The organism is Haloplanus litoreus (genome assembly GCF_045690335.1).
Classification (GTDB): domain Archaea; phylum Halobacteriota; class Halobacteria; order Halobacteriales; family Haloferacaceae; genus Haloplanus; species Haloplanus litoreus.
Genome location: NZ_CP147874.1, coordinates 694,555 through 719,282 on the forward strand (window position 1 = coordinate 694,555; position 24,728 = coordinate 719,282).

A 24,728-nucleotide genomic window follows, 5' to 3' on the forward strand; every position below is an offset into this window, starting at 1 on the left:
ATCCCGCGGTCGCGTCACCACCGACAGGTGACGAGCGTGTCGTCCTCGCTTTCGGTCACTTCAACCGTGATCGGCTGGTCGAGACCGACCGCACACCCCGTTCCGAGAACCGACGGGACCGGGTGGTCGAACCCCGTCAATCCGTCGTAGACGGAACCGTGGACGCGAACGGTGATCCGTCCCGATTCCGCGTCGACCGCCGGCTCGGCCCCGTCGACGAGTTCGAACTGCTCGACGAGGGCGTCCGCCAGCTGAACCGTGAGTTCCGACGGGTCGCTGGCGATGCCGCCGGTCGACTTCTCGACTTCCCCGATCAGACGGGACGCGGTCGGTCGCACTGCGACGCCACGTTTCGCCGTCGCGTCGGGGAGGACGAACAGCGAGGTCAGCGCCTCCACCGACGGGAGTTCGTACTCCGGCGACTGCGGGACGAACAGCCGAACCGGCACTCCGTTCACCGGCCTCCGGTTCACGGGCACGTACACCGCCGTCTCCTGCAGCCCGAGTTCGTCCCGGAGTCGATTTCCGGTCTCGGCGGCCGACTCGTAGATCGATCGGCCGACCGTCGTGGTGACGAGTCGCTCCGGCGTGAGAAACCACGTCATCGTGCCGCCGAAGAGCCCGATCGAGCCGAGAATGAAGAGGACTTCCCGTCCGACGGGGAGGGCAAGCGCGCCGGCGACGGCCAGGAGGCCGAGCGCGAAGAGTGCCATCGCCGAATTGCGGTACTCGGTCCGGCGTGCTCGCGCGTACTCCTCGCGAAGCCGACGGTTCTCCGCCCGTAGCTCCGCCACGAGCGCGGGCAACTCGTCGGCGTCGAGGTCGGCAAGCGACGCGTCGTCGAACGCTCGCGTCCCGCGGTCCCCGTTGCCCGGTTGCCACCGCTCGCCGTCGACGCCGTCCTCGGACGTGCTCATCGGTCTCGATCACCCTGCCTCCGTCCAGTCACGCCGTCTTTCCCCCGGTTGCCGGCACGTCCGTTCCCGGCTCCGGGCGGGCCGCCCACGCTGGCCGCCGATTCGAGTCGGTCCCCGTCGCCGTCGCCGTGCGTGTCGACCCCTCGCAGTCCGCCCCGTTCGTACCGGTGAAGCCCGTACGCCGTGCCAATCGTCGCGACGGCCATCCCGGTGGCGAGCCAGCGCGCCGCGACGGGGTGGCTGAGGAGGAGACCACCGCCCACGAGCGCGAACAGCGCCAGAAACAGGACGACTGGGATCACCGACTGCCAGCTTCGTGCCAGGGCGACGGCGAGCAGACCGGCGAGTCCCGTCATCGCGAGCACGGTTCCGACCGCGGTCGGCTGGCTGCCGAGGCCGGCGACGGCGACGGTTCCGGCCGCGAACACGAACTCGACGCGGAGGTACAGCCAGAGACCGACGAGGACGATACCGGCGACACCGGCGAGGTGTCCCCCCAGAACGAACAGCCCCGCGAGTACTAGGAGAAGCGCGAGCAGTTCGGCGACCCGCTCCGAACGGTCCTCCAGACGGCTGATCGGGCTGTATCCGTCCTCGTTGCCGGCGGGGCGCGTCTCAGTCATCGGGACGGTCCTCCGTCTCACGGTGTATCGGGTCGTCTTCGGCGTACGCCAGTCCTCGTCGTGGCGTCTCACCGGACTCCCGGTACCGGCGGCTCGCCCGGGCCGCTCGGGCGGCGTCGGCGTCACGGCCGCGGCGGGCCGCCGTGTCGTGGCGGTCGAGGATCGCTTCGAGTCTGTCGCCCGGTCCCACCTCGAACGCGGAGACCCGATCCAAACGAGCGAGCGACTGCCGAAACTCCTCGAACGCCCGGTAGCGTTCGGCCGCCCGATCCGGCTCCGCGAGCGCTCCCGGCTCGTACAGTACCGACGGCGCGAGAAAGAGCAGTACGTGCCCGTCGTTCCGCCGTGCCAGCTTGACCGCCTCGTGAACTTCCGTCCGGTTCGTTCCGTCCGTGAGTAGTATCGTCCACGACCCGCTCCGCAGGCGGGCGTGGGCGAGTTGGACCGCCCGAAAGAGCGGTCGGTCGCGCAGCCGACCGACGTACTCCGGTGTCGCTTCGAAGTAGGGGCCGAGCGTCGCTCCGAGCCGTGTCCCGGCCTCGTCGAGACGCGACGCCACGGTTCGTGCCCGACTCGGTGCGAGCGGTTCGGTCGCCGCCCCCGCATCCGTCCCCGCCGCCCGATCGGTCGCGTCGAGCCCCCGTAGATGCCCGCGAATCGAGTCGTACTGGTCGATCCCGGCCGCCGGATCGCGCGCCGTCGTCGGCCCGTCGTCGCCGACGACGTACAGCCCCAACGGATCGTCGAAGCTCGCGGCCGTGTTGACCACGGAGAGCGCAACCGTCCGGAGGTAGTCGAGTTTGGTCTCCCCCTCGCTTCCGACGCCCATCGTCGTCCGGGCGTCGACGACGAGTGCCGTCTCGTGTGTCGTCGTGCGTTCGAACTCGCGGATGTGTGGGTGGTGGAGACGAGCGGTCGCCTTCCAGTCGATTCGAGAGAGCTGATCGCCCGGGGAGTACTCCCGAATCTCGTACGGTTCGAGGCCGGCCCCGGTGACGCCGGCGTTGTGTTCCCCGTAGCGGCTGGTGAGCGGTTGCCCGCCCTCCCCGACGTGCAGGTTCCGAGGGGTGCGTGGCCGGACGTCGACACGGGACGAGTCGCCGCCCCGGACGGCTCCGGCGAAGAAGCCACCCGTATCCCGGAGTCCGACGACCGCCGGGCCGACGATCAGTTCGCCGACCACGCGGCTCGTCGCCTCGAACGCAGTCTCGCCGGTTCGGGTCCTCGCGGCGAGCGAGAGCGTCGGCTCCGGTTCGGGCCGTTCGACGCTGGGCGGGAGGTTCGGTGTGACGGTCAGGTCGAACGGTGGGGAGACGTCCAGCGACGCCCGTAGGTGGACGACGACGGCGTCGCCCACGGCGATACGGTCCCGGACCGTCGTGACCTCGACGCCGCCGTCGGCGACGCGCCGTGCCCGCCGGAGGAACTCGACTTGGTGGACGAGCAGCCACAGCCCCAGGCCGACGCCGCCGGCGAGAAACACCGGGTTCGTGGCGGCGACGCCGAGCGTGACGAGTATCCCGGCGGACGCGACCGTGGCCCAGAATCGGCGTCTTCCTCGCATGTCGTTTCGATTATTTTTCCCGAGCATCATAAATCACCCCGACACCCCGCGTCGCCGGTCGGTGCCGACGACCGACCTACGACCACTCCACGTCCGTTCTGCGGACTGACGCAGGACATCCCGCGACGAGCGTCTCGGCCGGCACGTCGGCCGTGACGACGCTGTTGCTCGCCACGATGGCTCCCTCCCCGATAGAGACGCCCTTGCTGATCGAGACGTCGTGACCGATCCAGACCCGGTCGCCGATCCGGACCGGTGCCGTCCGGGGACCGTCGCCCGTCCGGTGTCGGTCGTCGTCGAGCAGTTCGACGCCCCAGGCGATCGCGACGCCGTCACCGATCGTGATCGCCTCCCCGCAGAGTACGCGCGCGTGTGAGTTGATGTAGGAATCGCCCATCTCGAAGTCGCCCTCGACGTGGACGACCGATCCGGGACCGATCCTGGCCGCTTCCGTCCCCTCGTGAGTCACGGAGCTATCGGGGGTCGTGGTGACGGCCGAGCGTACCATCCGCGGGTGTGACGCCCCCGGGTTGCTGACGCCGACCTCGAACCGGTTTCCGATGTCGAACGTCGTCGCCGGTGCGATGTCGGTCACGACGTTCGAGTGAAACACCAGCGCGTTCGGCGAGCCCGTGTGGCGATACGAGTGATAGACCGACTTCAGGGTGCCCCTGACCCCGAGTCGTCCCACCAGCGTTCGTGGGTCCATGCTCGAACTGTCGCCTCGAATATGAAAACTGTTTGCCCCGTCCGGCGCCAGTCCGCCGTGTCCGCTCTAGAGGGAGTACTCGGACAGCAGCGGTCCGAGGGTCCGTCTGGCCTCCATCCGAACGGGACCGTACGCGAGGACGAGCGTCGCGTAGACGGCCGCACCGAACAGGATGATCGCGAACAACTGAACGACCGTTTCGAGTTCGATCAGCGTCCGAACGCCGTAGACGGCCCCACCCATGACGGCGGAGGCGACCACGCTCCACGCCGCCTCTCGGAACGGGAGTCGAAGCTCCAGAAACTGTGTCAGATAGTGTGCGTGGATGGCGGTGTTCAGAGCGAACGAGACCGTCGTGGCGACGGCGGCGCCGACGAGGCCGAACTGCCAGATCAGGACGACGTTCAAAAGCAGGTTGAGCCCTGCCGACGTGATCGACGCGTAGGCGGCCAGATCCGGGCGGTCGATGGCGTTGAGCGCCTGCGTGAGCAGGATGTGAACCGATTCCGGAATCTTCCCGCCGGCCAGCACGATCAGCGCCAGCCACGCGACGACGAACTCGGGACCGAACAACACACCGAGCAGATCCTTCGCGAGGACGATGCTCCCGACGAACGCGGGGACGACGACCAACAGCGAGGGAAGCAGTGCCGTGGGAATCGCGGATTCGATCTTTTCGGTCGCGTCTTCCGCGTCCCAGCGGCTGATCTGCGGAAAGAGTGTGGTGGCGATGGATTTGCCGAACAGCGTGACCACCAGGGACAACCGCCACGCGTTCTCGTAGGCGCCGACGTCGGCTCGGGTCACCCCTGCCCCGAGGACGACGAACAGGGTCAGGACGCCCACGTCCGTCCAACTGTAGAAGTAGCCACCGATCGACGAGATCACACTGAACCGTGCGTACTCGAACAACGACCTGGCGTGCTCGACCGTCGGCCGACCGACCGGTGTCGACACCTTCCACCACCCGATCGTCGCCACGAGCACCGACCCGACGAAGTAGCCGTACACGAGCGCCCGGACGCCGTATCCCTGTCTGTAGAGCAGGTAGCCGACGACGAGCCAACTGAGCGGGCGAATCACCTCCAGGATGGCGGTCTCGCCGACGCGTAACTCCCCACGGAGGACGCCGAGTGCGAAATCGCCGACCGAACTGACGAGCAGCGTCGCGACGAACAGCGTGACGAGATCCGCTCCCAGAAACCGGTTGACGTAGTCGCCTGCGGCCAGGCTCACGGCGGCGACACCGAGCAACGGCAGGAGCTTGAGTACGATTGCCGTCCCGAGATAGGCGGCCGAGTCGTCGTCCTCGCTGATCCGCTTTTGTGTGGCGTGTGCGAGTCCCAGCCCTGCCGGCAGTCCGACGATTCCGAGCAGTGCCAGAAACGGGTAGTAGGTCCCGAGCGGCGCCGCCCCGACCTCTCTGGAGAAGACCACGACCGCGGAAAAGCTACACACGGCCTTGCAGACCCGCGCACCGAAGATTTTCAGGCTCGATTTCGCGACGTTCATCGTCCCGCCTCCACTTCGGAACGTCCCCTTGTGTCGGTCACGTGACTGCCCGACAGGCCTTGTACAGCGTCAGCAGTCCCTCTCCGAGTCGAGGTGAGAGTCGATAGAGCCGCGCCACCGACGCGCCGATCCACCACCCGAACGGGACGTTCGGACGGTGGAGGTACGTGAAGTACCGGTGTGGATACCGGTCCCGGAGCTTCCGTTCGAGATTCCTGTCGACGCTCGTTCGCAACGGCCCGATATGTTCGATCTCCAGGTCGGGATCGAACGCACACCGGTCGGTCCCGTAGGTGATCTCCATTCGCCAGCCGAAGTCGGTGTCCGCGCGCCATCCCGCCAGTTCCGAGTCGAACCCGCCTACGTCGAGTGCCTCCTCCCGCAGGTAGGCCAGGTTCGCGCCGACGTACTGGTGTGGGCCGGAGCGATGCTTATCGAGACGCCCCGCGAGCAGAACCAGTTCCGGGTCCCGCTCGAAGTGCGCGTGGACGCGCTCTAGCCACTCCTCGGGGGGGCGGCAGTCGTCGTCGGTCTGTGCGACGATGTCCGCGGTGGCACACTCCATCCCCAGATTTCGGGCCTCACACCGGTCTATCGACGCATCGGAGACCACGATCACCTCGTATCGACCGATCGTCTGCCGTCGAAGCGTGGGCGGAAGTTCGAACTCGTTTTCCGGAATCGTCGGAATGACTACCGAGACGGCTGGATTCGGGTGCGTCACCGGGCGTTCTACCGTCATGTCTCCCACGACCGAGCGATCCCGTTCATCTGCTCACAGATATCCGAGCGCCTCTAGCTGTTTCTCGGAGGCTTCCGGAGCGCCCGCCCGGCCGTCCAGTGTCACGTCCGGGCGGATGGTCCGTTCGTCGCTCGCCTCGACTCGAAGCCAGGGGACTCGCTTGAGTCGTGGGTGCGGATTGCCCGGCATGTGGTAGTACATCCGATGTTCGCCGAACAGTTCCCCGTGGTCCGCAGTTATCACCACGTCCCCGTCCACGTTCTCCAGGAGCGACTCGACGTGGTCTAGCACGTATCGCAGGTTCTCGAGGTACGCCGCCCACACCGTCTCCCGATCCGTCCCGTCTTTCAGCGCGCCGAACGGATGTTTCTCGTACTCCAGCAGCTGATCGTACTCCTTCGAGGAGGCGAAATACGGCGAGTGCGGCTGCATGTAGTGGGCGATCACGCGGTCGTACTCGCCGCTTCGGGCCGCTTGGATCGTGTGGTTCGTGATCGATTCCGGTTTCTGTGAGTCCGCGACGCGCGCGTCCGACTCGGTGTCCACCCACAGCGGCTCGATGTGCCCGAACTCGTCCGGATCGACGAGGTTGTCACGGATGAACGCCGCACTCCAGTCGACCGTTTCGATCCACGTCTCGTTCGTCGTGCCGTACTTCGTTCGCTTTCGATCGCCCAACAGCGTATTCGAGAAGGGGTTTCCCGTGATGTACGCCGTGTTCCGTATCTCCGATGCGTACTGGGTCGTGAACGTCTGCTCGATCCACTCCTTTGACGTGCTTCCGACCGACCAGATCTCCTCGACGTCCCTGATGAACTCGTACTCCGGTCCCAACTCCCGTAACGCGTCCGTCCGACACGTATCGAGGATCAGTAACACGTCCCACTCCCGCTCGAAGACGTTCGTCCCGACCGGCCGGCGTGACGTTGCCACCAACCAGAAGAAGAGATACGTCGCGTAGAGCTGTTTGAGCGCCCGCTTCCGGTTCATGTACTCTATTTGAACATCTGGGCTATAATATATGTTTTGGCGTACACGTCGCGCCCGCGTGTCCGAACATGACTATTACTTAACTACAACGGGAACGAACGGCGGGTATGGACCGGACCCCGCTCGAATCGCTGCTCCTCGACCGCCAACCCGAGACGCTGTTACTGATCCCCCCACCCGGTAACCACGGGGATACGCTCATTCACACCGGCCTCCGCAAACGACTCGACGCGCTCGGCGTCCCGTACACGCGATTCGGGAGGGAACGCGGCGTCGACGTCGTCGACGTCGTCGGCGACGTGACGCTGACCGGGGCCGACTACACGAACGGACGAACGCTCGCCAGACTGGCACTCGCCGCCCCGCTCTGGGTACGGTACAAGCTCCGCGGCGATTTCGATACGATATACATCCACGGTGGGGGGAGTTTCAACGACCTGTGGGGCGGTGCCGTGCAGGCCTTTCGGACTGCCACGGCGATGTTCGACGCCGACGTGATCGTCGGGCCACACAGCTGTCTCTTCGAGGACACCGATCCGGCGGCGCTCTTTCGGAACGTCTCGAACGACGTCTCCCTGTTCTGTCGCGAGCGGTACAGCTACGACGCGATGAGGGACGCGCTCGCGGACTGTCCCTCCGTCAGCGTCCACCTCTCGCCGGATACGGCGTTATATCTCGATCGGTCCGATCTGATCGCCGGTGAGGGGACCGAGGACTACACGCTCCTCGCCTTCCGGTCCGATCAGGAGTCCGTCGGCTCCCACGCGACTCCCGACCTCGACGGCGTGAAGACGGTCGAAGAGGATATCAGCGACACTCGGGACTCGCTCGCGGGGTTCGTCGAGGCGGTGGCGCGGGCGAGTCGAGTGTACACGGACCGACTCCACGTGGCGACGCTCGCCGTCATCTTGCAGAAGCCGGTCACCTTCTACGGGAACGCCTACCACAAGAATCGGGGCGTGTACGAGTACTCGCTCTCCGAATACGACCGGATCGAGTTCGTCGATCCGTCGGCGGGAACTCCGGACCCCTGATGCTCCCCCACTCGTCCGAAACCGGCACGAATCGCGCTCGGTCGCGGTACTGTCGGCCGGCGCCGAGCCCCCTCCCTGCGAACACATAACAGCGAACCATTAAGTCAGCTTGAGTTATACTACTGGGCACGGTGTCCAGCCCGTTCGTTTCGTACGTGATCGCGACGTACAATCGCCGGCAGTCGCTGGCACGGGTGATCGAATCCGTGCTGTCCCAGAGCTACGACAACTTCGAAATCGTCGTCGTCTGTAACAGCACGGATTCGACCCCCGAGCTGTTCGAGGACGGCCGGTTCTCGGAGCACGAGTCCATCCGGTATCACCACGTCGACGAGCGGCTTGGCGTCATCAGAGCACGGAATCTGGGGTACGAGCTGGCCGACGGCGAGATTCTCGTCACCGTCGACGACGACGCCGTCTTCGCGTCCCCTCGGACGACGGCCAACGTGGTCCGACTGCTCGAACCGGACCACGTCGGTATCGTCGCGATGAAGGTCGTCAACGGTCCCGACGACACGGTCGAGTTCCCCCTCCCGGGGAGCGACCTGCAAGAACGCGTCCCTCTCTTGCGACCGCCGATGCGGGAACCGCCAGCAGACGGCCCGACCCGCGTGACGACGTTCACCGGCTGTGGCAACGCGATCCACCGCGAGGTCTTCGAGACGATCGGTCGGTTCCCACCGACCTTCGACTACGGCTCCGAGGAACTCGACTTCTCCCTCCGGGCGCTCGATGCCGGCTTCGACATCGTCTACTCGCCCGACTGCCGTGTGATCCACTACGAGGACCCCGCCGGCCGGTTCACCGGCGACAAGATTCTGAAGGAGAACCTGACCAATCGCCTTTCGATGTCGATCCGCAACCATCCCGCCCGGTACGTCGTGCTCTCGTTCTTTCTCTGGACGACGCAGTTGCTGATCCGATCCGGCGGCGACCTCTCTTTGCTTTTCGACGCCTACGCCGACCTGCTCTCCGACCTCCGCTGGCTGTTGGCGAATCGCGATCCGATCTCGGATCGAACGATCAGCCGCGTCAACGAACTGGGGGGACGGATCTATTAACCGCCCCCGTCACCCTCGCGGGCAGCATCCGTCCGTCTCCCCGCCACGCGCTCCCGACCCCGGCCTACAGTAACCGTCCCATGCACGAACAGTACCCCTCGGTCGTCGAGTTCGTCGCGGACGTCCCCGCCGACGTCCGGTCGATAGCCATCTGTGGCACGTCGTACAGCGACACCGGCGGCGTCGCGAGAGTGATCGAACAGCAGGCCCTCGAACTCACACGCCAGGGCTACGACGTCGAAATACACACGCTGACGGCCACGACGGAGCCGCCGGACGGAGTCACGCTCTACGAACACGGTCGGTTCGAGACGACGCCGTACAAGGAAATAGACAAACTCCTCGCCCCGTTCACCCCCTCGGGATGGCGGTTCCTCTCTCGGATGCGCGAGATGGATCTCGTCGTCGCCCACCGGTTCCCCTTTTCGGTGCTGGGCTCCCTCGCCTCCCTCGTCCACGGCACCGTCTACACCTTCTGGTCGCATCCGTCGCAGGCCTCCGAGGACCTCTTCGACGGGGTGGCGAAGCTGTGGGCAACGCTCCAACACCACTTGGAGACCCGGAACGTCGCGGTCAGGCGCGCGGACTACCTCTGTGCAGTGAGCGAGGATTCGGGAGCCTATCTCGAATCGAAGACGGGGCGGGACGTGATCGTCGTCCCGAACAGCGTCCCGGACTCGCGGTTCACCAGTGTCGCGTCCCGGGCGGAGATCGAGCGCCGGTTCGACCTCGACGCCTCGGAGACGGTCGTCCTCCACGTCGGTCGACTCTCCCCGCGAAAGAACGTCCACGAACTGATCGACGCCTTCCGGACCGTCACGAGTGACGTCGACGACTGCACGCTCGTCCTGGTTGGGAAAGCGACCATGGACGACTACTCCCGCACGATCCGAGAGCGTGCCGGCGATAGCGTCCGGCTCACGGGGTTCGTCGACGACGAGACCCTTGCCGGCCTCTACGAGCGGAGCGACGTGTACGCGACCTGCTCGCTCTCCGAAGGCTGGGGACTACCTCTCTCCGAGGCCGACCGGTTCGGAACGCCCGTCGTCGCCTACGACTCGATACCCGCCGCGACCGCCGTCGAGGACGCGTTCCTGGCTGCCGATGGGGACCGGGCGGCGTTCGAGGAGCGGCTCGCCGCGGCCATCGGGAGGAGCTAGCGATGCACTCGACCCGTCTTCCAGGTGGTGAACCGGGCGGATGAGCGCGCCGTTTTCGGCGTCCCGTCTCGGCGCCTCCCTGCGACTGCCGACGACGCCACGGTCCGTCCGACTCTCCGCGTTCGTCCTGGTCACCTACTCCGTGAGTCTACTTCCCGTGGCGGTGCCCGGTATCGCCGTCGTCAGGGGAGTCCTCGGCTTCGTCCTCCTCTCTTTCGTCCCGGGGTATCTGATTCTCGAATCGGTCACCGACGAGTTTCGCCCGGTCGATTACCTGTACGCCGTCGGTTTCAGCGTCTCGCTGTCCATGTTCGTCGGCTGGGGGCTGAACGCCCTGTCTCTACGCGTGCTCCCCGACGTCCGGCCGTTCGAGCAACCGACCCTCTCGGTGCTCTACGTCGGGCTGTTCGGCGCCCTCACCGGTGTCGTGTGGTACGCCGGTGACCGGACGCCCCGCCGTCACACGCTGCGTGCCTACGACCCCAGAACGCTCTGTCTCCTCGTGACCGTCCCGGTGTTGGCCGTCGCCGGTGCCCTCCTCATCAACCGTGCGGGGTTCAACGGCCTCACCCTCCTGACCGTCTTCCTCGTCGCGCTCGTCCCCGTCGGAGTCTACCGCTACGACGAGACGGGGCGGTACTACCCCGTCGCCATCGCCGCCGTCTCGCTCGCGCTCGTCCTGCAGAACACGGTCATCCTGACGTACCTCGGCCGCGGGGACGGACTGATCGAGTATCAGATCGCACGGAACGTGGTACAGAACGGCTACTGGGTCCCCGGTGGCGGCAAGGCGGCGATGCCGCGGATCGGCGTGCTCCACCCGCTGTACACGCTGGTCCTTGATACGAGTCTGCTGTGGGAGTTCAAGCTCGTCCACCCGCTACTGTTCTCGATGGTGCCCGTCGTCACCTACGCGATCACCGCGCGCTACTTCTCCAGAGACGTGGCCTTTCTGAGCGCGACGCTCTACATCTTCCTCCCGCGGACGTACCAGCTTCTCGGCCGGAACACCCGAACCGGCTCCGCGATTCTGTTCACCGCCCTGTTACTGCTCGTTCTTCTCGACGACGACTTCCCGCAACCGTACCGCTCCCTCCTCGCACTCGCCTTCTTTTGGGGTGTCATCGCCTCCCACTACGGCATCGGCCCACTGGTGCTGTTTGCTCTCCTCTTCGCCTACCCTCTCAACGCCGTGGCGTCTCGGCTCCTCCGCCGAAAGCGGGCGTCGGTGCTCCCCTTTCCGCGCGTCGTCCTGTACGCGGTACTCACCGTCGTCTGGTATCTGTATCTCACGAACGGCACCTTCGAGTTCGTCGTCGGCGTCCTCTACAACTCCGTCTCCGGCGAGGTGTTCCTGACGAGTTCGAGCACCGCCAGCCGGTCGCTATCGTTCCGGATGCCCTCGCTGTCGTATCAGGTGATGCTCTACGGCCACCTCCTGGTGGGCGTCCTGACGTCGCTGGGACTCGGCGTCGTCTACCTCCGGTACGTCGCACACGGACTCCCCTTCGGCGAGCGTCTCGAGCGGTGGCTGAACCGCTCCGTCTGTGCCGGACTGTCCGGGCGTGCCCTCTCCGACTCGAACTACATCCACCTCGTAGCCGGCATCTACCTCCTCTTCCCCCTCTCGTTCGGCCCCCAGATACTGAGCGCCGGCCGAACGTTCGGACTCGTCATGATGTTGCTGGCGCCGTTCCCGATCCTGCTGTTGCGGTCGACCCGATATCCGCGTGTCGGCTCTCGTCCGGCGCTCGCGTCCCTGTTCGTCCTTCTGGTGGTGACCTCGGGACTCCTCTCTGCGACCGTGACCCACGACGTCTCCCCGCAACCCACCATCGACGGCGACCGGATCGTCGCGTCGGGATCGACGCTCGAACGCTTCAGCTACTACCGCGTCGCGACCCACAGAAACAGCATCGAAGCCACCAACTTCATGCTCGCCCACCTGCCCGCCGACGCCACCGTCCACAAGACGGCACTCGGCACCTTCCTCCAGCAACTCTACGAGGGCTCCCGGGCCTCGCCGATCGGGTTCACCCAGCTGAACGCCCAAGAGAGTCGGAACGCGAAGTACGTCTACCTCTCCGAACCGGATACGGTCACGGGCACGAACACCTACGGCTACCAGGGTTTCACCTACTACGCCTACCGGCCGCTCCCTGCCTTCCACACCACCAGTACCGTCTACACCACGGGTGTGGACGAACTCCACTACAACGCCGACGGTCGGTGAGACGTCCAACCTACCGGTGTCGCGTGTACGTCCGCTCCACGCGGGACGCGATCCGTTTCCACTCGTGTCTGCCGGCCCACTCTCGCGCCTTCGCCGCCATCGACGCGTACTGCTCCGGATCGTCGAGGAGATCGGCCATCCGCGCTGCGAGTTCGTCCTCCGCCCCCGGCGACACCAGATACCCCGTCTCCCCGTCTACGACCGCCGTCGGAACCCCGCCCACGTCGGTTCCGATCACGGGCGTCCCACAGGCCATCGCTTCCATGAACACGATGCCGAAGCCCTCGTACTCCGACGGGAGGACGAACAGGTCCACGGCGGAGTACAGCGCGGGGAGGGTCTCCCCGTCGACGAAGCCGAGAAACCGAACGTCCTCGCGCACCCCGAGCGCCGTCGCCAGGTCCTTCAGCGACGACTCCAGTCGTCCGGTCCCGGCGATCAGCAACTCCGCTTCGGGTCGGTCGAGGCGGGCGAACGCCCGCACCGCCCCGTCGATACCCTTCCGCGGATCCAGCCGACTGAGCACGAGGATCGACTCGCGGTCCTCGTCGACTGCGGGATGGGACTCGTCGGTCGGTCGGAACCGTTGCCCGTCGATTCCGGGCGGGATCGTCACGAGGCGCGATTCGTCGAACCGGTAGCGGTCGCGGAGTTGTTCGTGGGTGTGATCGCTCACGGCGATGATGCGGTCGGCGAACCGACCGCTCGCCGCGTCCATGAGGACGTTGATGGGGTGGAAGACGTACCGGAACAGATAGTCCACGGGACGGTGAGGATCGACCGACTGCGCCTCGTCGAGCGAGGTGCCGTGACTGGTCAACACGAGCGGGGCATCGATCGACCGGAGCAACCACGGACCGAACGCGACGGTCGACGCCGGCATCAGCGTGCCGTGGACGACGTCGTACGCCGAGAAGTCGATCCGGAGTCGACAGGCAACGCTGAAATACAGCGTCGAGACGACCACGAGCGGCCGCGCCTTCGTGATGCGGGTGACGCTCACGTTGGGATGTGTCGACGCCACCCCGTCCTCGCCGGGCACCGCCTGCGTGTAGACGTCCACGTCGTGGCCCAGTTCGCCGAGCGCGTTCGCCAGTTCGTAGGCGTAGGTCGCGCCACCACCCGTTCGTGGCGGGTACATCTTCGTCACCAGACAGATCCGCAGGCCGTCGCTCACAGCGAACCCCACTCCTCGGTCACCAGTGCCTCGGTCGCCGCTTCGGTCGCCGCCTTCTCCGCCTGTGTCGCCTCGTGGCGGTCGTAGATGTCACGCAGCGCGGACGCGACGGCGGGATGGGCCGCACGAACGTCGTTCGACTCCGCCGGGTCCGACTGGTGGTCGTAGAGTCGGTCGGGACCGTCGCCGACGACGAGTTTCCACCGAGCCGTTCTGATCGCCGTTCGGTGGCCGTTCTCGGTCGTCGAGACGACGAACTGTCGGGTGTACGCCTCCGGTTCGAATTCCGTCGGGGACACCAGATCGACGACCAGATCCGACGCCACGCGCAACGGGAACTGCTCGCGGACGGCGGCCGACCGACCGACCCCGTGGACGAAACACGGGACCCGGAGGTTCTCCTCGTAGAGCGTTCGCTCGTGGCCGAAGTTACCGTGTTCGCCGAGTGCCTCGCCGTGATCCGAGAGAAAGACCGTGATCGGGTCGTACGCGTCGGTCGCCTCGGTCAGCGCCTCCACGAACCCGTCGACGGACCGCACCGCGTCCCGGTACGTCCGTGCGATCATCGACCGGGCGTGGGGTGGGAGCGCCGCGTCGGCGACTTCCCCCCGCCAGTATCGCAGCACCGAGTAGTACATCTCCCACGCCGAACACTCCGCCCGGAATCGGCGCGGCGTGATGTACGGCTGGTGGGTGTCGAGGATGAACACCCAGAGAAAGAACGGCTCCGAGAGCCCGTGGAGGCGCTCGCGGATCGATTCGAAGTAGCCGGACCACTGGGAGAACCACTCCTTCTTGTTCGACCAGCCGACTGGATCGACCGGGAGGGCTTCGAACCCCCGGTCGGCGAGGGTGAACAGCCACGAGTCCGAGAGACGCTCCGACGGGACGTCGCCGTCGGCGCTGACTTCGTCGAACTCGTCGAAGCCGAGGTGGAAGTTGCTCTCCCGTGTCGTCCACGGGTTGGCGGTGAACGCGGCCGTCTCGTAGCCCCGTCGCCGCAACCGCTCGCTCAGGTGGGTGAACCGGGACATGTGTGTACCGATCCGTCGCTGGCGTCCCTGCCAGTCGGCCATTCGCCAGTCCTCGTCGTGGGAGACGAACTCGCCCGTGAACAGGGCCGGTAGTGACGATGGCGTTCTGGGGCCGGGGGCGATGGCCTGTCGGAAGGACACGCCCTCGTCCGCGAGACGGTCTATCGTCGGCGTCAGTGGCCACTCCGATCCGAGGAAGCCACAGTGGTCGGCTCGCAAGCTGTCGACCGTCACCAGCACGATATTTCTCGGCTCACCCGTCACGCTCACTCCTCCAGGTAGCCGAGCGACTGGAGCCTATCCCGGACTGCCTCCCGGGATGCCCCGTCCTCCGGTCGTTCGACGTCGTGTTCGATGCGTGCGAGTACCTCGGAGAGTACGAATTCGGCGTAGTCGTCGGCGCTCTCGAAGTCGGTGTGCTGGACGCGGCGCTCGAGACGCTCGACGAGGTCCTCCGAAAGCGTCACGTCCGTCACTGGTGCCGCCCTCCTCCCGACGCGGCGGCGCGGTGGTTCCGGGGCACGCTCACTCCCTGTACCCGAGTGCGCTCAGCCGGCGTTCGAGTGCGTCGTCTACGTCGTCGCCGACCCCGCCGGCCCCGTCGACGTTCGTCTCGCCCGCCTCGGCCCGGCGGCGCTCGGCGACGTGGGCGGTCAGTCGCTCGCGGAGCGGCTGCCCCGAGCAGGGACCGAACTCGACGGTGTCGGTAGTGAGGTCCCGCTCGCAGACACACGCCCCTTCGGCCGTCCGGACGGCGTATCGTCGCAGGTGTTCGTGGTCGTCTTCACCCCGTGCCTGGACGAACACGGAGCGATCCTCGGGGAGCGGGTCGAGCAACGAGGCTCGGTCGGGGCCGGCCGGCCGTCCCAGCCCGTCTTCGACCGTCGAGACGACGTCGAGCGTACTCACCGGCGTCGATACGGTCCGCCCGTTGGCGCCGCCCGGTGGCCGGACGAGCAAGGGGACCCGAATCACCTCCTCGTGGAGGTATCGGGGGTGTCCGTAGTAGCCGTGTTCGCCGAAGGCGTCGCCGTGGTCGGCGGTGACGATCAGCAACGAGCGGTCCAGCAGATTCCGGTCCCGGAGCGCCGCCAGGAACTCCCCGATCCGCGCGTCGTTGTACCGTATCTCGGCGTCGTAGAGGTCGATCAGGAGGCTGCGCTCTCGGTCAGTGATCGACGCCGGCTCCCGGATCGCCCGGCGGTACAGCGACTGGGCGCGCCGGTCGGGAACGGTCGCCTCCCGGTACGCAGTCGCGTACTCGCTCGGGGGTTCGTACGGGCCGTGGGTATCGAGGTAATGGTTCCAGAGAAAGACGGAGTCGCCGGTGACCGAGTCGAGCCAGTCGAGTGCTCGCTCGTTGATCTCCGACGCCCGTGCGTAGTGTCGGTTCCGAAGCTTGTCGAGCGCCCGCTGTGCGAGCGCGAGGAACTTGTTCGTCCCGAACCGGATGTCGTCGTCGAACGTATCGAACCCTTCACCGAAGCCGTAGGCTCGCGAGACGAAGGGGTTGGAGTGGAAGCCGGCGGTCGCGTACCCCTCGTCCGCGAGCGTCGAGGCGACGGTCTCCGTCTCGAGTCGGTAGCCGGCCCCCACCGCGGTGTCGGGATACTCGCCCGTGAGCAGCGACGGGACGGCTTCGCGGGTGTGTGAACTCGCGCTGTAGGCGTCGGTAAAGCGGACGCTCTCCGCAGCGAGGGCGTCGAGGACCGGCGACGTCTCACGCCGATATCCGTAACACGACAGGTGGTCCGGCCGGAGCGCGTCGGCCGAGAGAAGGATCACGTGCTCCCAGTCGGCGGACATTACGTCCCGACTGATGGTTGGTGTACTTATATTTCTTTACCAACACGAAATCCTCGCTCCGGTGTCGGCCCCCACCGAAACTGCAATGACCGTACATACCGTTCAACCAGCTGATGGATCTTGGGTTCGTCTCCAACGTGGTCTACCCGTTCGTCGAAGGCGGTGCGCAAAAGCGCGTTCACGAGATCGGAACCCGACTCGCCGCCGACGGACACGACGTCACGGTGTACGCCCGTCACTTCTGGGACGGCCCCCCCGAGACGACTCACGAGGGGATGACCCTCCGTGCGGTCGCCGCCGAGACCGACCTCTACACCGGGGACCGACGTTCGATCACCGAAGCCATCGACTTCGGTGCTCGGCTCGTCCGTCCACTCAGAGCCGGATCGGCGCGGCACGATCACGACCTCCTCGTCGTCTCCGTGTTCCCCTACTTCCCGGTTCTCGCCGCCACGCTCGCGAGTCTCGGCACCGAGACACCGGTGGTGACGACGTGGCACGAAGTGTGGTGCGAGCACTGGGAGGACTACCTCGGCCGCCTCGCCCTCGGCGGCAAACTCGTCGAACGCGTCACCGCCCGCGTCCCACAGTATCCGATCGCCGTCTCCGAGGGAACTGCCGACGGTCTCGCGCGGATCGGTCCGCCCCGGAGCGAGATCGCGGTCGTCCCCAACGGGATCGACGTCGCGCGAATTCGCAGGGCCACGCTCCCCGAAGGGGCGACGGGCTACGACGTGTTGTTCGTCGGGAGGCTGACCCGGAACAAGAACGTCGCACTGTTGCTCGACGCCTTCGACGGGGTGGCGGCCGAACACGACGTGACCCTGGGAATCGTCGGTGACGGTCCGGAGCGTGAACGGCTTCGGCGACGGGCCAGCCGACTGTCCCACGCCGAGCGGGTCGACTTCCTCGGTTTTCTCGACGACTACGACGACGTTCTCGGGCACATGGCCGCCGCGACGGCCTTCGTCTCACCCTCTACCCGCGAGGGCTTCGGCATCACGTTCGCCGAGGCGATGGCCGCCGACTGTGCCGTCGTCGCGGCGGACCACCCCGACTCCGCGGCCGACGAGGCCATCGGCGAGGCCGGCTTCCTGGTCGATCCGACCGTCGACGCGCTGTCGGAGACGCTCGATGCGGTGCTCCGCGGGGCGCGTCCTCCGGGAGATCCGACCGAACGGGCCGAACGCTACGACTGGGACACTGTGGCCTCGCAGGCGACGTCGGCCTACAGGCGGGCCATCACGGGTCAGTGGTAGCCGGTCTCCGTCCACGCCGGCACCGTTCCGCCGGAGCCGGGACCCTTACTACGCTCCGACGTTACTGACGAACCAGTAACATGATGCCCTGGGGCCACCTCGCGATCGGATACCTCGTCTACACCGTCGTGACGCGGGTGCGAGGGCACCGGGCGCCCGACGGAGCGCCGACGCTCGTGCTCGCCGTCGCCACGCAACTCCCCGATCTCGTCGACAAACCCCTCAACTGGTGGTTCGACGTGTTCGACGGCCGCGGCATCGGGCACTCGTTGCTGACCGTCACCGCCGTCTGCGTGCTCGTCGCGTTCGTCGCCCACCGGTACGACCGTCGCGAACTGGCGGGCGCGTTCTCGCTCGGTCTGTACTCCCACCTCCTTGCGGACACGTGGCGGTCGCTCCTCGCCGGCGAGTTCGGGCAAGCGGCGTTTCTCCTCTGGCCGCTGTTCCCCACGCCGACCTACCCGAAGGACAGTTTGTTCGACCACGTCGACGCGTGGCTGGCCCACTTACAGACGCTTCAGTCCTCCCCCGCGACGCTGCTCACCGGCGGATTCGGGATCCAGCTCGTGCTCGTGGTCGTCCTGTTCGGTATCTGGGCGCTCGACGGGTTCCCCGGCGTCAAGACGCTGTGGCGGCTGGTCTCCCGACGACGGCAGCGTACGGTGCGGGCGCCGGAGCGGTGACGCTCACGTCTCGCCGCGCCCGCTGATCGGTGCGTCCCCGCACTCGACGCAGACGTACCTCCCTTCGACCGTTCTGGTGACCGGCGCGTTACACGGGATACATTTGATGCGGGCGTCGCGTACCGTTCGCGGATAGCGTCCCATATCCCGACCGGTCGGGTCACCGAGGCATAGTTATGCGCTCGTTACACGGCCGCGGGCGCTGTCGCCGCTCATTAAGCACTGCTTACCCGCCGACCTACGGCCGATTCCCCCAACCCGACGCCGGGCTATCTCGACCCCGCGAGTAGGCTGAGGAAAAACGAGTAGAACACGGTCTGGGCGCCGAGGACGAGAACGGTGAACGCGAGCATGTTCACCGGAACGATGGGCAGTTCGGTGTAACCGCTCCGCACCCACTGCACGACGAGGACCGTCGTGTAGAGGGCACCGGCGCTGAACAGGCCGAGGCCCAGCGTCGTTCCGTGTTCGAGTTGGAATCGATCCGTGATCAGCTTCGTGACCGGATCGCGCGGGGAGCGGATCGGCTCCGCTGCGACGGCGCTGAACAGGCCGAGACTCCCGACCTGGTAGCCGAGGATCACCACGAGGCTCCCGGCGATCATGGTGTGCTGTCCGAAGTGGATCCCCGCGAACGGTCGGTTCAGGAGCGAGAGGAGCATCATGACGACGCCGACGATGCCGAGACCGATGGCCGGCCCGGTGAACAGGTAGCCGGGTGCGTTGAGCAACATGAACCGAACGTGGCGCCACCCGTCGCGGAAGCTGTCGAGCGTGGCCTCCCCTTCGCGGCGGTGGTAGACGATCGGTACCTCCTCGATCCGAAGCCCTCGCTCGGCCGCCTGCATGATCATCTCGCTGGCGAACTCCATTCCGTCCGACTGGAGGTCGAGACGGTCCAGCGCGTCGCGTTTGATCACCCGGAACCCGCTGTGTGCGTCGCTCACCCCGGCATCGTAGAACGCGTTGAGGAACTTCGTCAGCAAGGGGTTGCCCACGTACTGGTGGAGTGCGGGCATCGCTCCGGGGGTGATCTCTCCCTCCAGGCGGCTCCCCATCACCATGTCGGCCCCGGTCCGTTGCAGACATTCGAACAGCTTCGGTAGCTCCTCGAAGTCGTACGTCGTGTCCGCGTCGCCGATGACGACGAACTCGCCACGCACCCGCTCGAAGCCGTACCGGTAGGCGTAGCCGTACCCCGCCCCGTCCGGCGTCACGACGTGCGCGCCCAGTTCGGCCGCGATCTCCGGTGTCCGGTCGTCGGAACTGTCGCTTACGATGATCTCCCCGGGGAGACCGAGCATCTCGAGTGCGGTCGTCGCCCGCTCGATACACTCCCGAATCCCCGCCTCCTCGTTCATCGTCGGCATGACGATGGAGACGAGGGGATCGGTGTCGGCCCCGCGGGGGACGAGAAAATCGCTCTCGGCGGCCGCCCGCTCGCTCGTCTCGAAACGCAGGATCGACTCGATCCCCTCCCCGTCGGACGCCGCCGCGTGTCCGTTCCCCAGTCCCGTCGTGGCCGCGGCACCGTCCGGCGTTCGGATCTCGCCGTGTGCCTTCCCGACGTGATCGGCTGCAGGCTCCCAGTTGGCCGACGCGTCGATTTCCATCGCGGTCGGATCGACGGGCTGTACGGTCTCGATAGCCGTGGCTCCGACTAGGGCCGCCTCGTCGGTGGCGTCGGTGTGCAACAGATAGGTCGCCACCGTGCTGTCGCCGGGTTGCACGACGGTCCGACAGGTGACGGTGTCGGTGTCGACCGTCCACCGCTCCTCGCCCTCGTCCGGCGGGAGCGCGACGTTCGGTGCGCCGAGAGCCGACGGTAGCCGATCGCAGACTCGTACGACGACGGGGAAGTCGTGTTCCGAAGAGACGGTCAGTCTGACGTGCCACTGGTCGGGGAACTCCGTCGGCCCGGACGCGTCCGCCGGCACGACCGTCCGTTCGACGCGTACATCCCCCCTGATGATCGTTTGCGAGTCCATGTCACGAAGACCGACGCGGACGTGCTCTTTCGACGCAGTAGCTCCGCGGACGAGTCGCGACGGACCGATGTTGATTCCACATTGACACTTGGTCGCACTTCGGTGCCTGACAGTGATAGTTAGTGAGTCGTTAGCCGCTACTCGGCGGGCCGTTCGGCCGTGTAATGACTCGTTAAACCGCTTGGGCGGTCACGGTCGACCACTCACATGAAGTCGTCCAGCCGCGACGGCTTGTTGTGGTCGTCTTGGAAGACGCTCTCCAGGCTCTTCTCCAGCACCTCGAGGCGCTGTTTCGTGTACGGTCGGCAGCCGAACTCGTCGGCCACCTCGATGGCGGTGTCCATGTACTTGTTCACCGACCCCTCGTGGACGGTGAGGTTGACCCGGCCGCCACACTCCCGGCAGTCGCCCGAGAGCGGCATCCGCCGATAGGACTCCCCGCAGTCCAGACAGCGCGTCTCCTGGCGCGAGAACGCCCGGAGGTTCCCGATCAGGTCCGGGAGGAAGTGGTACTCGATGACGCGTTCGGCCACGTCCGTCTCGTCCACCGCCCGGAGCTTCCGGGCCAGGTTCAACTGTGCGTCCATCTTCTCCATCATCGATCCCAGCGTCTTGTACGCGGAGAGGTCCGGCCCAAGTGCGATGTTCGAGGTGTCGTGGGTGTGGTCGAAGCCGTGGTACTCCCCCTCGGTCTCCAGGGACTCCTCGGCGATTTCGATGGCTACGTCCTCCGGATCGGCCATCTCCCGGGTCGCCTCGTAGAACTCCGTCGGGTACTGGCGCACCACGTCCACGTTGTGGGCCTCGTCGTCGATTTCGGTCGGGTCGATCCGGGAGGACATGACGAGGGGCGCGTCCATCCTCCCCCCCCGCTGGTCGGGAAGGTACTCCTGACTGAAGTTGAGCAGGCCGTCCATCAGGAGCATGACGCAATCTTCGTCGCCATCGCAGTTCCGTCGCTTCGCCGCGTGGAAGTACGGATGCGCGTAGCCCACCGACGCCGACGTGAACCCGACCACCCGTCCCACCACCGCGGCGGACGTGTGCGGTGCCATCCCGAAGACGAGTTCGCCGATCAGGTCCTCGCGCTCCGTCACCTCGTAGAACGCGGGCAGGTCGTAGAACTCCGTCAGCAGGTCGTCGACGAAGTCGGCGGTCTTCAGGAGGTGTTCGGCGGCGCCGTCCGAGAGGACGATATCCTGCACCTTGAGTTCGACCAACTGGTCGTCGAACCGGAGCGGGTCGCCGTCGATGTCCGTCTCGTAGCCGAGTTCCCGGAAGTCCTCGGCGGTCACGTCGAGTTCCTCGGGGCGCACCGACGTCACCGGCAGGTCCGTCATGTCGTAGCGAACCGTGCCGTCTTTGAACGCGCTGACGCCGTGTTTGGCGCGCAACACGCCCTTCTCCATCGGTTCGGGCGTCTTGTTGGCGGAGGTGAGTCCCTTGACGCCTTTGAGGATGTCGAACGCCGCCTCGCGCTCGCCCACGCCGTCCAGGGCCTCCCGGTAGCGCGCGCCGACGTCCAACTGCTGCCACTCGACGCTGGTCACGTCCCGGTCGCAGCGCTCGCAGTGGACGCGCCCGGACTCGTCGGGTTCGACGAGGCGCTCACAGGAGCCACACTCGTACACCGGTTCGGTGTGGCTCCCACAGGCCGGACACCGCGTCCGGTGAGTGGTCGCGCCGCAGTCGCCACACGCCCGCCGGCCGACCTCGACGTTCACCACGCCTTTCCCCTCGTCGGTGCGGGCGCCCGCCGCGGCGCCGACGTCGCGTTGACTCCCGCCCGCCTCGCCGATGGGATAGAGCGTGTGGACCGCGGGGGAGAGGTCGCGGCGCTCGGACTTCTCCGGGCGACCCATCCGGTTGCCGATCCGGGTCGGCGCCCGCTCCCGGACGGTGAACGGCGCCACCTCGTCGACCGCACGGATGGCGTTGTCGCCGTCGTCGTACTCGCGGGCCGCCGTCGAGAGGTCGTCGGCCGTCCACGTGCGGTCGAGCGAGGGCGTCAGCCCGAGCGACCGGGCGAGCGGCTCCCAGTCCGGGATGCGGATCCCCTCGTCGGTCGCGACGTGTTCGACGAGGAGGGTTTCGAGCGTCCGTCGGAGCCGCTCGGTCCGTTCGATTACGAGGACCTCGCCTCCACTCCCGTCTTTCGGGCGCACCATCCCGTGGCCGCCGTCGCTCTCCACGGTCCGGGGTTCGCCGCGTGCGGCCGCCGTGGCCAGCGTCTCGAACTCGTCGACGCTCACGTCGTGCCAGAGGTAGGTGTACTTCGGGTGGAGCGGGCAGTCGTACTCGGTGGCCCACTCGACTGCCGTCGCGGCCGTCGGGTCGGCGAGGTCGACCCGGGGGTCGTCGCGGAGCGCCTGGACGTCCGCCGCCGTCGCCTCGAACTCCTGTTCCCACCACTCGACGGTGTAGGACGCCGGCGCGAGCGGATGGTTGTTCTCGACGAACTCGCCGTAGTTGACGAGATACTCCCCGAGATCCAGGATGGCCTCGACGCCGTTTCGGACTTTCAGCGCCTCCGCCGGATCGTCGATGCGACGGACCTCGCCGTTCGCGAGTCGGACCGTCGGTCCCTCGATGGTGTCGACCGGGACGACGCCGGCGGCCTTCCCGGGCCGCTCCGTCTTGATCTGCGTGCCCGTCGCGAGGAAGTCGTCCACGAGGTGCATCGTGGCGGGGTGGACACCCGCCGTCGCGAACCCGTGATTTCGGGCGCGCCCGTACCGGAGGCGAAAGCCGCCCGACTCCGAGGGGTGGCCGAACACCGGTCGCCCGGCGATCAGGTCCCGCAGATACTTCGCCGAGGGGTCGACTCGGGGCGGACCAGTCTCGGCCTCGTCGTCGGAGTCCGCCTCGGCGTCACCCTCGTCGTCGCCGCCCGCGTCGGCCTCGTCCGCCTCGCCACCGTCGTCCTCTCCGATGGTGCCGTCGATGAGGTCCTGGAGCCACGGCCACTCCACTTCTTCCAGGTCGCGGGTGTAACGCTGGATCTTCGGCGCCTTCAGCGCGATACCCTCCGCGAGGACGAGACACATCCCCCCGCGGGCGGCGTTGGTGTCGACCCGTTCCAGATCGCGAAACCCCGACACCTCCTCGTCGCCCGTCGCCTCGCCGTCCAGCATGATCGGCATGTGCTCGGCGATGAACTTCGTCTCCTTGTCCTTCGGCGTGTACTGGAGTCCCGTTTCGGCGTCGTAGAGGCTGATCTCCTCGGCGTAGCGTTCGATTTCGTCGTCGCGAGGCGTGAACTCCTCGATGCCCAGTAGGGAGCGCGCGTAGTCGGCGACGAGTACCGAGAGTGCCTGTGCCGTGCCGCCCGCGGAGCGAATCGGCCCCGCGTAGTAGACGTTGACGAACTGGCTGCCGTCGTCGTTGTCGAGGAGTTCGACGCGGTCGATCCCCTCGATGGGGGCGGCGACGACGCCCTCCGTCAGGAGGGCAACGGCCGTCCGGACCGCGCCTTCGATTTTGCCGGCGTCGGTCTCGTAGTCGCCGACCGTCCCCTCTACGAAGTCGGTCACGAGCGCCAGCGCCGCCTCCTCGCGGCTCATCTTCCCGTCGAGTTCGCGCACCCGCTCGGCCACCCCGTCGATGCCGAGGATGTTCTCCACCCGGTCGGCCATGTCGCGGGCGACGGGTATCTCGACCTCGGGACGGGGGTCGGCACCCCGTTCTTTGGCCCGTTTCGCCCGGTCGAACGCCTCGTCGAGGCGGTGTTCCATCCGCTCGAAGTAGCGCTCGTCGTCCGGCGTCACGGGTCTGCCCGTCGGTCGAACGCTTCCTCGAAGGCCCGGAGATGTACCGTCCCCTCGACGGCCTCGGCGGCGTTGAGATAGCCGCCGACTGCCTGCCCGCTCGGCCGCGTGAGAACGGCGTAGGGGCGGGCGACCGGGTCCCCGTCGGTCACCGACACGTCGCCCGTGCAGGTGGCGACCGACAGCGGTTCGTCGAACTGCACCGCGCGATGCTCGTCGGCGGCCGGATCGTAGTACCACACGTCGGCGTCGCGGACCGTGCCCACACCGGTGAACCACGCCGCGGCGACGCCCTCGTCCGCGGCGACGGCTTCGATCGCTCCCCGCCAGTCGTCGCCCGCCTCGATGGCGACGCGGTACTCCGCGTCAACGGCGAGTTCACGAGCGTCCATAGACGGGAGACGGACGGCCCCGGATTAAACCTTACTCGGTACGGCGGCCGTCGCTCTCGCGACGGCGCGGCGGCTGG

Annotated in this window: 21 protein-coding genes; 6 read left to right on the top strand and 15 right to left on the bottom strand. The window is 66.9% G+C overall.

Going from position 1 to position 24,728, the window contains the following annotated elements:
- Positions 1-14: 14 nt before the first annotated feature.
- The 7 genes from V8686_RS03815 to V8686_RS03845 form a co-directional block, all read right to left on the bottom strand.
- Positions 15-917 (bottom strand): hypothetical protein, encoded by a 903-nt coding sequence (locus V8686_RS03815; protein WP_379702635.1) that lies wholly within the window; start codon positions 915-917, stop codon positions 15-17.
- Entirely contained in the window at positions 914-1,540 is a 627-nt protein-coding gene (locus tag V8686_RS03820) for a hypothetical protein (RefSeq protein WP_379702637.1), read from the bottom strand. The genes V8686_RS03815 and V8686_RS03820 overlap by 4 nt, the downstream gene beginning before the upstream one ends.
- On the bottom strand, positions 1,533-3,104 hold the full coding sequence (locus V8686_RS03825) for a DUF58 domain-containing protein (protein ID WP_379702638.1): 1,572 nt from the start codon (positions 3,102-3,104) through the stop codon (positions 1,533-1,535). Before V8686_RS03825 ends, V8686_RS03820 begins: the two co-directional genes overlap by 8 nt.
- 76 nt (positions 3,105-3,180) lie before the next feature.
- Entirely contained in the window at positions 3,181-3,813 is a 633-nt protein-coding gene (locus V8686_RS03830) for an acyltransferase (RefSeq protein WP_379702639.1), read from the bottom strand.
- 66 nt (positions 3,814-3,879) lie between these two features.
- Positions 3,880-5,325: a lipid II flippase MurJ gene (locus V8686_RS03835; protein ID WP_379702640.1), complete on the bottom strand. Its 1,446-nt coding sequence runs from the start codon at positions 5,323-5,325 to the stop codon at positions 3,880-3,882.
- A 37-nt stretch (positions 5,326-5,362) separates the two neighbouring features.
- On the bottom strand, positions 5,363-6,067 hold the full coding sequence (locus tag V8686_RS03840) for a glycosyltransferase family 2 protein (protein ID WP_379702641.1): 705 nt from the start codon (positions 6,065-6,067) through the stop codon (positions 5,363-5,365).
- A 33-nt stretch (positions 6,068-6,100) separates the two neighbouring features.
- Positions 6,101-7,057 carry an alkaline phosphatase family protein gene (locus V8686_RS03845; protein WP_379702642.1) on the bottom strand — a complete coding sequence of 319 codons (957 nt, stop codon included), beginning with the start codon at positions 7,055-7,057 and terminating at the stop codon, positions 6,101-6,103.
- A 107-nt stretch (positions 7,058-7,164) separates the two neighbouring features.
- On the opposite strand from V8686_RS03845, the gene V8686_RS03850 reads away from it, so the two are divergent.
- The 4 genes from V8686_RS03850 to V8686_RS03865 all read left to right on the top strand — a co-directional run bounded on the left by V8686_RS03850 (position 7,165) and on the right by V8686_RS03865 (position 12,545).
- Complete coding sequence (locus tag V8686_RS03850) at positions 7,165-8,091, top strand: polysaccharide pyruvyl transferase family protein (RefSeq protein WP_379702643.1); 927 nt, start codon at positions 7,165-7,167, stop codon at positions 8,089-8,091.
- 131 nt (positions 8,092-8,222) lie between these two features.
- Positions 8,223-9,152, top strand: a complete 930-nt coding sequence (locus V8686_RS03855) for a glycosyltransferase family 2 protein (protein ID WP_379702644.1) — start codon at positions 8,223-8,225, stop codon at positions 9,150-9,152.
- Positions 9,153-9,232: 80 nt separating this feature from the next.
- A complete protein-coding gene (locus V8686_RS03860; RefSeq protein ID WP_379702645.1) occupies positions 9,233-10,312 on the top strand; it encodes a glycosyltransferase family 4 protein in 1,080 nt (359 codons plus the stop codon).
- Between the two features lie 40 nt (positions 10,313-10,352).
- A complete protein-coding gene (locus V8686_RS03865) occupies positions 10,353-12,545 on the top strand; it encodes a hypothetical protein (protein ID WP_379702646.1) in 2,193 nt (730 codons plus the stop codon).
- A gap of 10 nt (positions 12,546-12,555) precedes the next feature.
- Here the strand turns inward: V8686_RS03865 and V8686_RS03870 are convergent, their stop codons facing one another.
- The 4 genes from V8686_RS03870 to V8686_RS03885 are packed head-to-tail and all read right to left on the bottom strand — an operon-like array spanning position 12,556 to position 16,562.
- Positions 12,556-13,722 carry a glycosyltransferase family 4 protein gene (locus tag V8686_RS03870; protein ID WP_379702647.1) on the bottom strand — a complete coding sequence of 389 codons (1,167 nt, stop codon included), beginning with the start codon at positions 13,720-13,722 and terminating at the stop codon, positions 12,556-12,558.
- Positions 13,719-14,990 (bottom strand): sulfatase-like hydrolase/transferase, encoded by a 1,272-nt coding sequence (locus tag V8686_RS03875; RefSeq protein ID WP_379702648.1) that lies wholly within the window; start codon positions 14,988-14,990, stop codon positions 13,719-13,721. The genes V8686_RS03870 and V8686_RS03875 overlap by 4 nt, the downstream gene beginning before the upstream one ends.
- Before the next feature lie 32 nt (positions 14,991-15,022).
- Positions 15,023-15,232, bottom strand: a complete 210-nt coding sequence (locus V8686_RS03880; protein ID WP_379702649.1) for a hypothetical protein — start codon at positions 15,230-15,232, stop codon at positions 15,023-15,025.
- A 49-nt stretch (positions 15,233-15,281) separates the two neighbouring features.
- Positions 15,282-16,562 carry a sulfatase gene (locus tag V8686_RS03885; RefSeq protein ID WP_379702650.1) on the bottom strand — a complete coding sequence of 427 codons (1,281 nt, stop codon included), beginning with the start codon at positions 16,560-16,562 and terminating at the stop codon, positions 15,282-15,284.
- Between the two features lie 113 nt (positions 16,563-16,675).
- On the opposite strand from V8686_RS03885, the gene V8686_RS03890 reads away from it, so the two are divergent.
- Together V8686_RS03890 and V8686_RS03895 are read left to right on the top strand one after the other, a co-directional pair.
- Entirely contained in the window at positions 16,676-17,821 is a 1,146-nt protein-coding gene (locus V8686_RS03890) for a glycosyltransferase family 4 protein (RefSeq protein ID WP_379702651.1), read from the top strand.
- 80 nt (positions 17,822-17,901) lie between these two features.
- On the top strand, positions 17,902-18,504 hold the full coding sequence (locus V8686_RS03895; RefSeq protein ID WP_379702652.1) for a metal-dependent hydrolase: 603 nt from the start codon (positions 17,902-17,904) through the stop codon (positions 18,502-18,504).
- A 3-nt stretch (positions 18,505-18,507) separates the two neighbouring features.
- Here the strand turns inward: V8686_RS03895 and V8686_RS03900 are convergent, their stop codons facing one another.
- The 4 genes from V8686_RS03900 to V8686_RS03915 all read right to left on the bottom strand — a co-directional run bounded on the left by V8686_RS03900 (position 18,508) and on the right by V8686_RS03915 (position 24,651).
- The gene (locus V8686_RS03900) at positions 18,508-18,648 is read right to left on the bottom strand and encodes a hypothetical protein (protein WP_379702653.1); all 141 of its coding nucleotides are present in this window, start codon (positions 18,646-18,648) and stop codon (positions 18,508-18,510) included.
- 125 nt (positions 18,649-18,773) lie between these two features.
- A complete protein-coding gene (locus V8686_RS03905; protein WP_379702654.1) occupies positions 18,774-20,492 on the bottom strand; it encodes a glycosyltransferase family 2 protein in 1,719 nt (572 codons plus the stop codon).
- Between the two features lie 203 nt (positions 20,493-20,695).
- Positions 20,696-24,259, bottom strand: coding sequence for a DNA polymerase II large subunit (locus tag V8686_RS03910; RefSeq protein WP_379702655.1), 3,564 nt, complete (start codon positions 24,257-24,259; stop codon positions 20,696-20,698).
- Complete coding sequence (locus V8686_RS03915) at positions 24,256-24,651, bottom strand: PPC domain-containing DNA-binding protein (RefSeq protein ID WP_379702656.1); 396 nt, start codon at positions 24,649-24,651, stop codon at positions 24,256-24,258. Before V8686_RS03915 ends, V8686_RS03910 begins: the two co-directional genes overlap by 4 nt.
- Positions 24,652-24,728 lie beyond the last annotated feature (77 nt).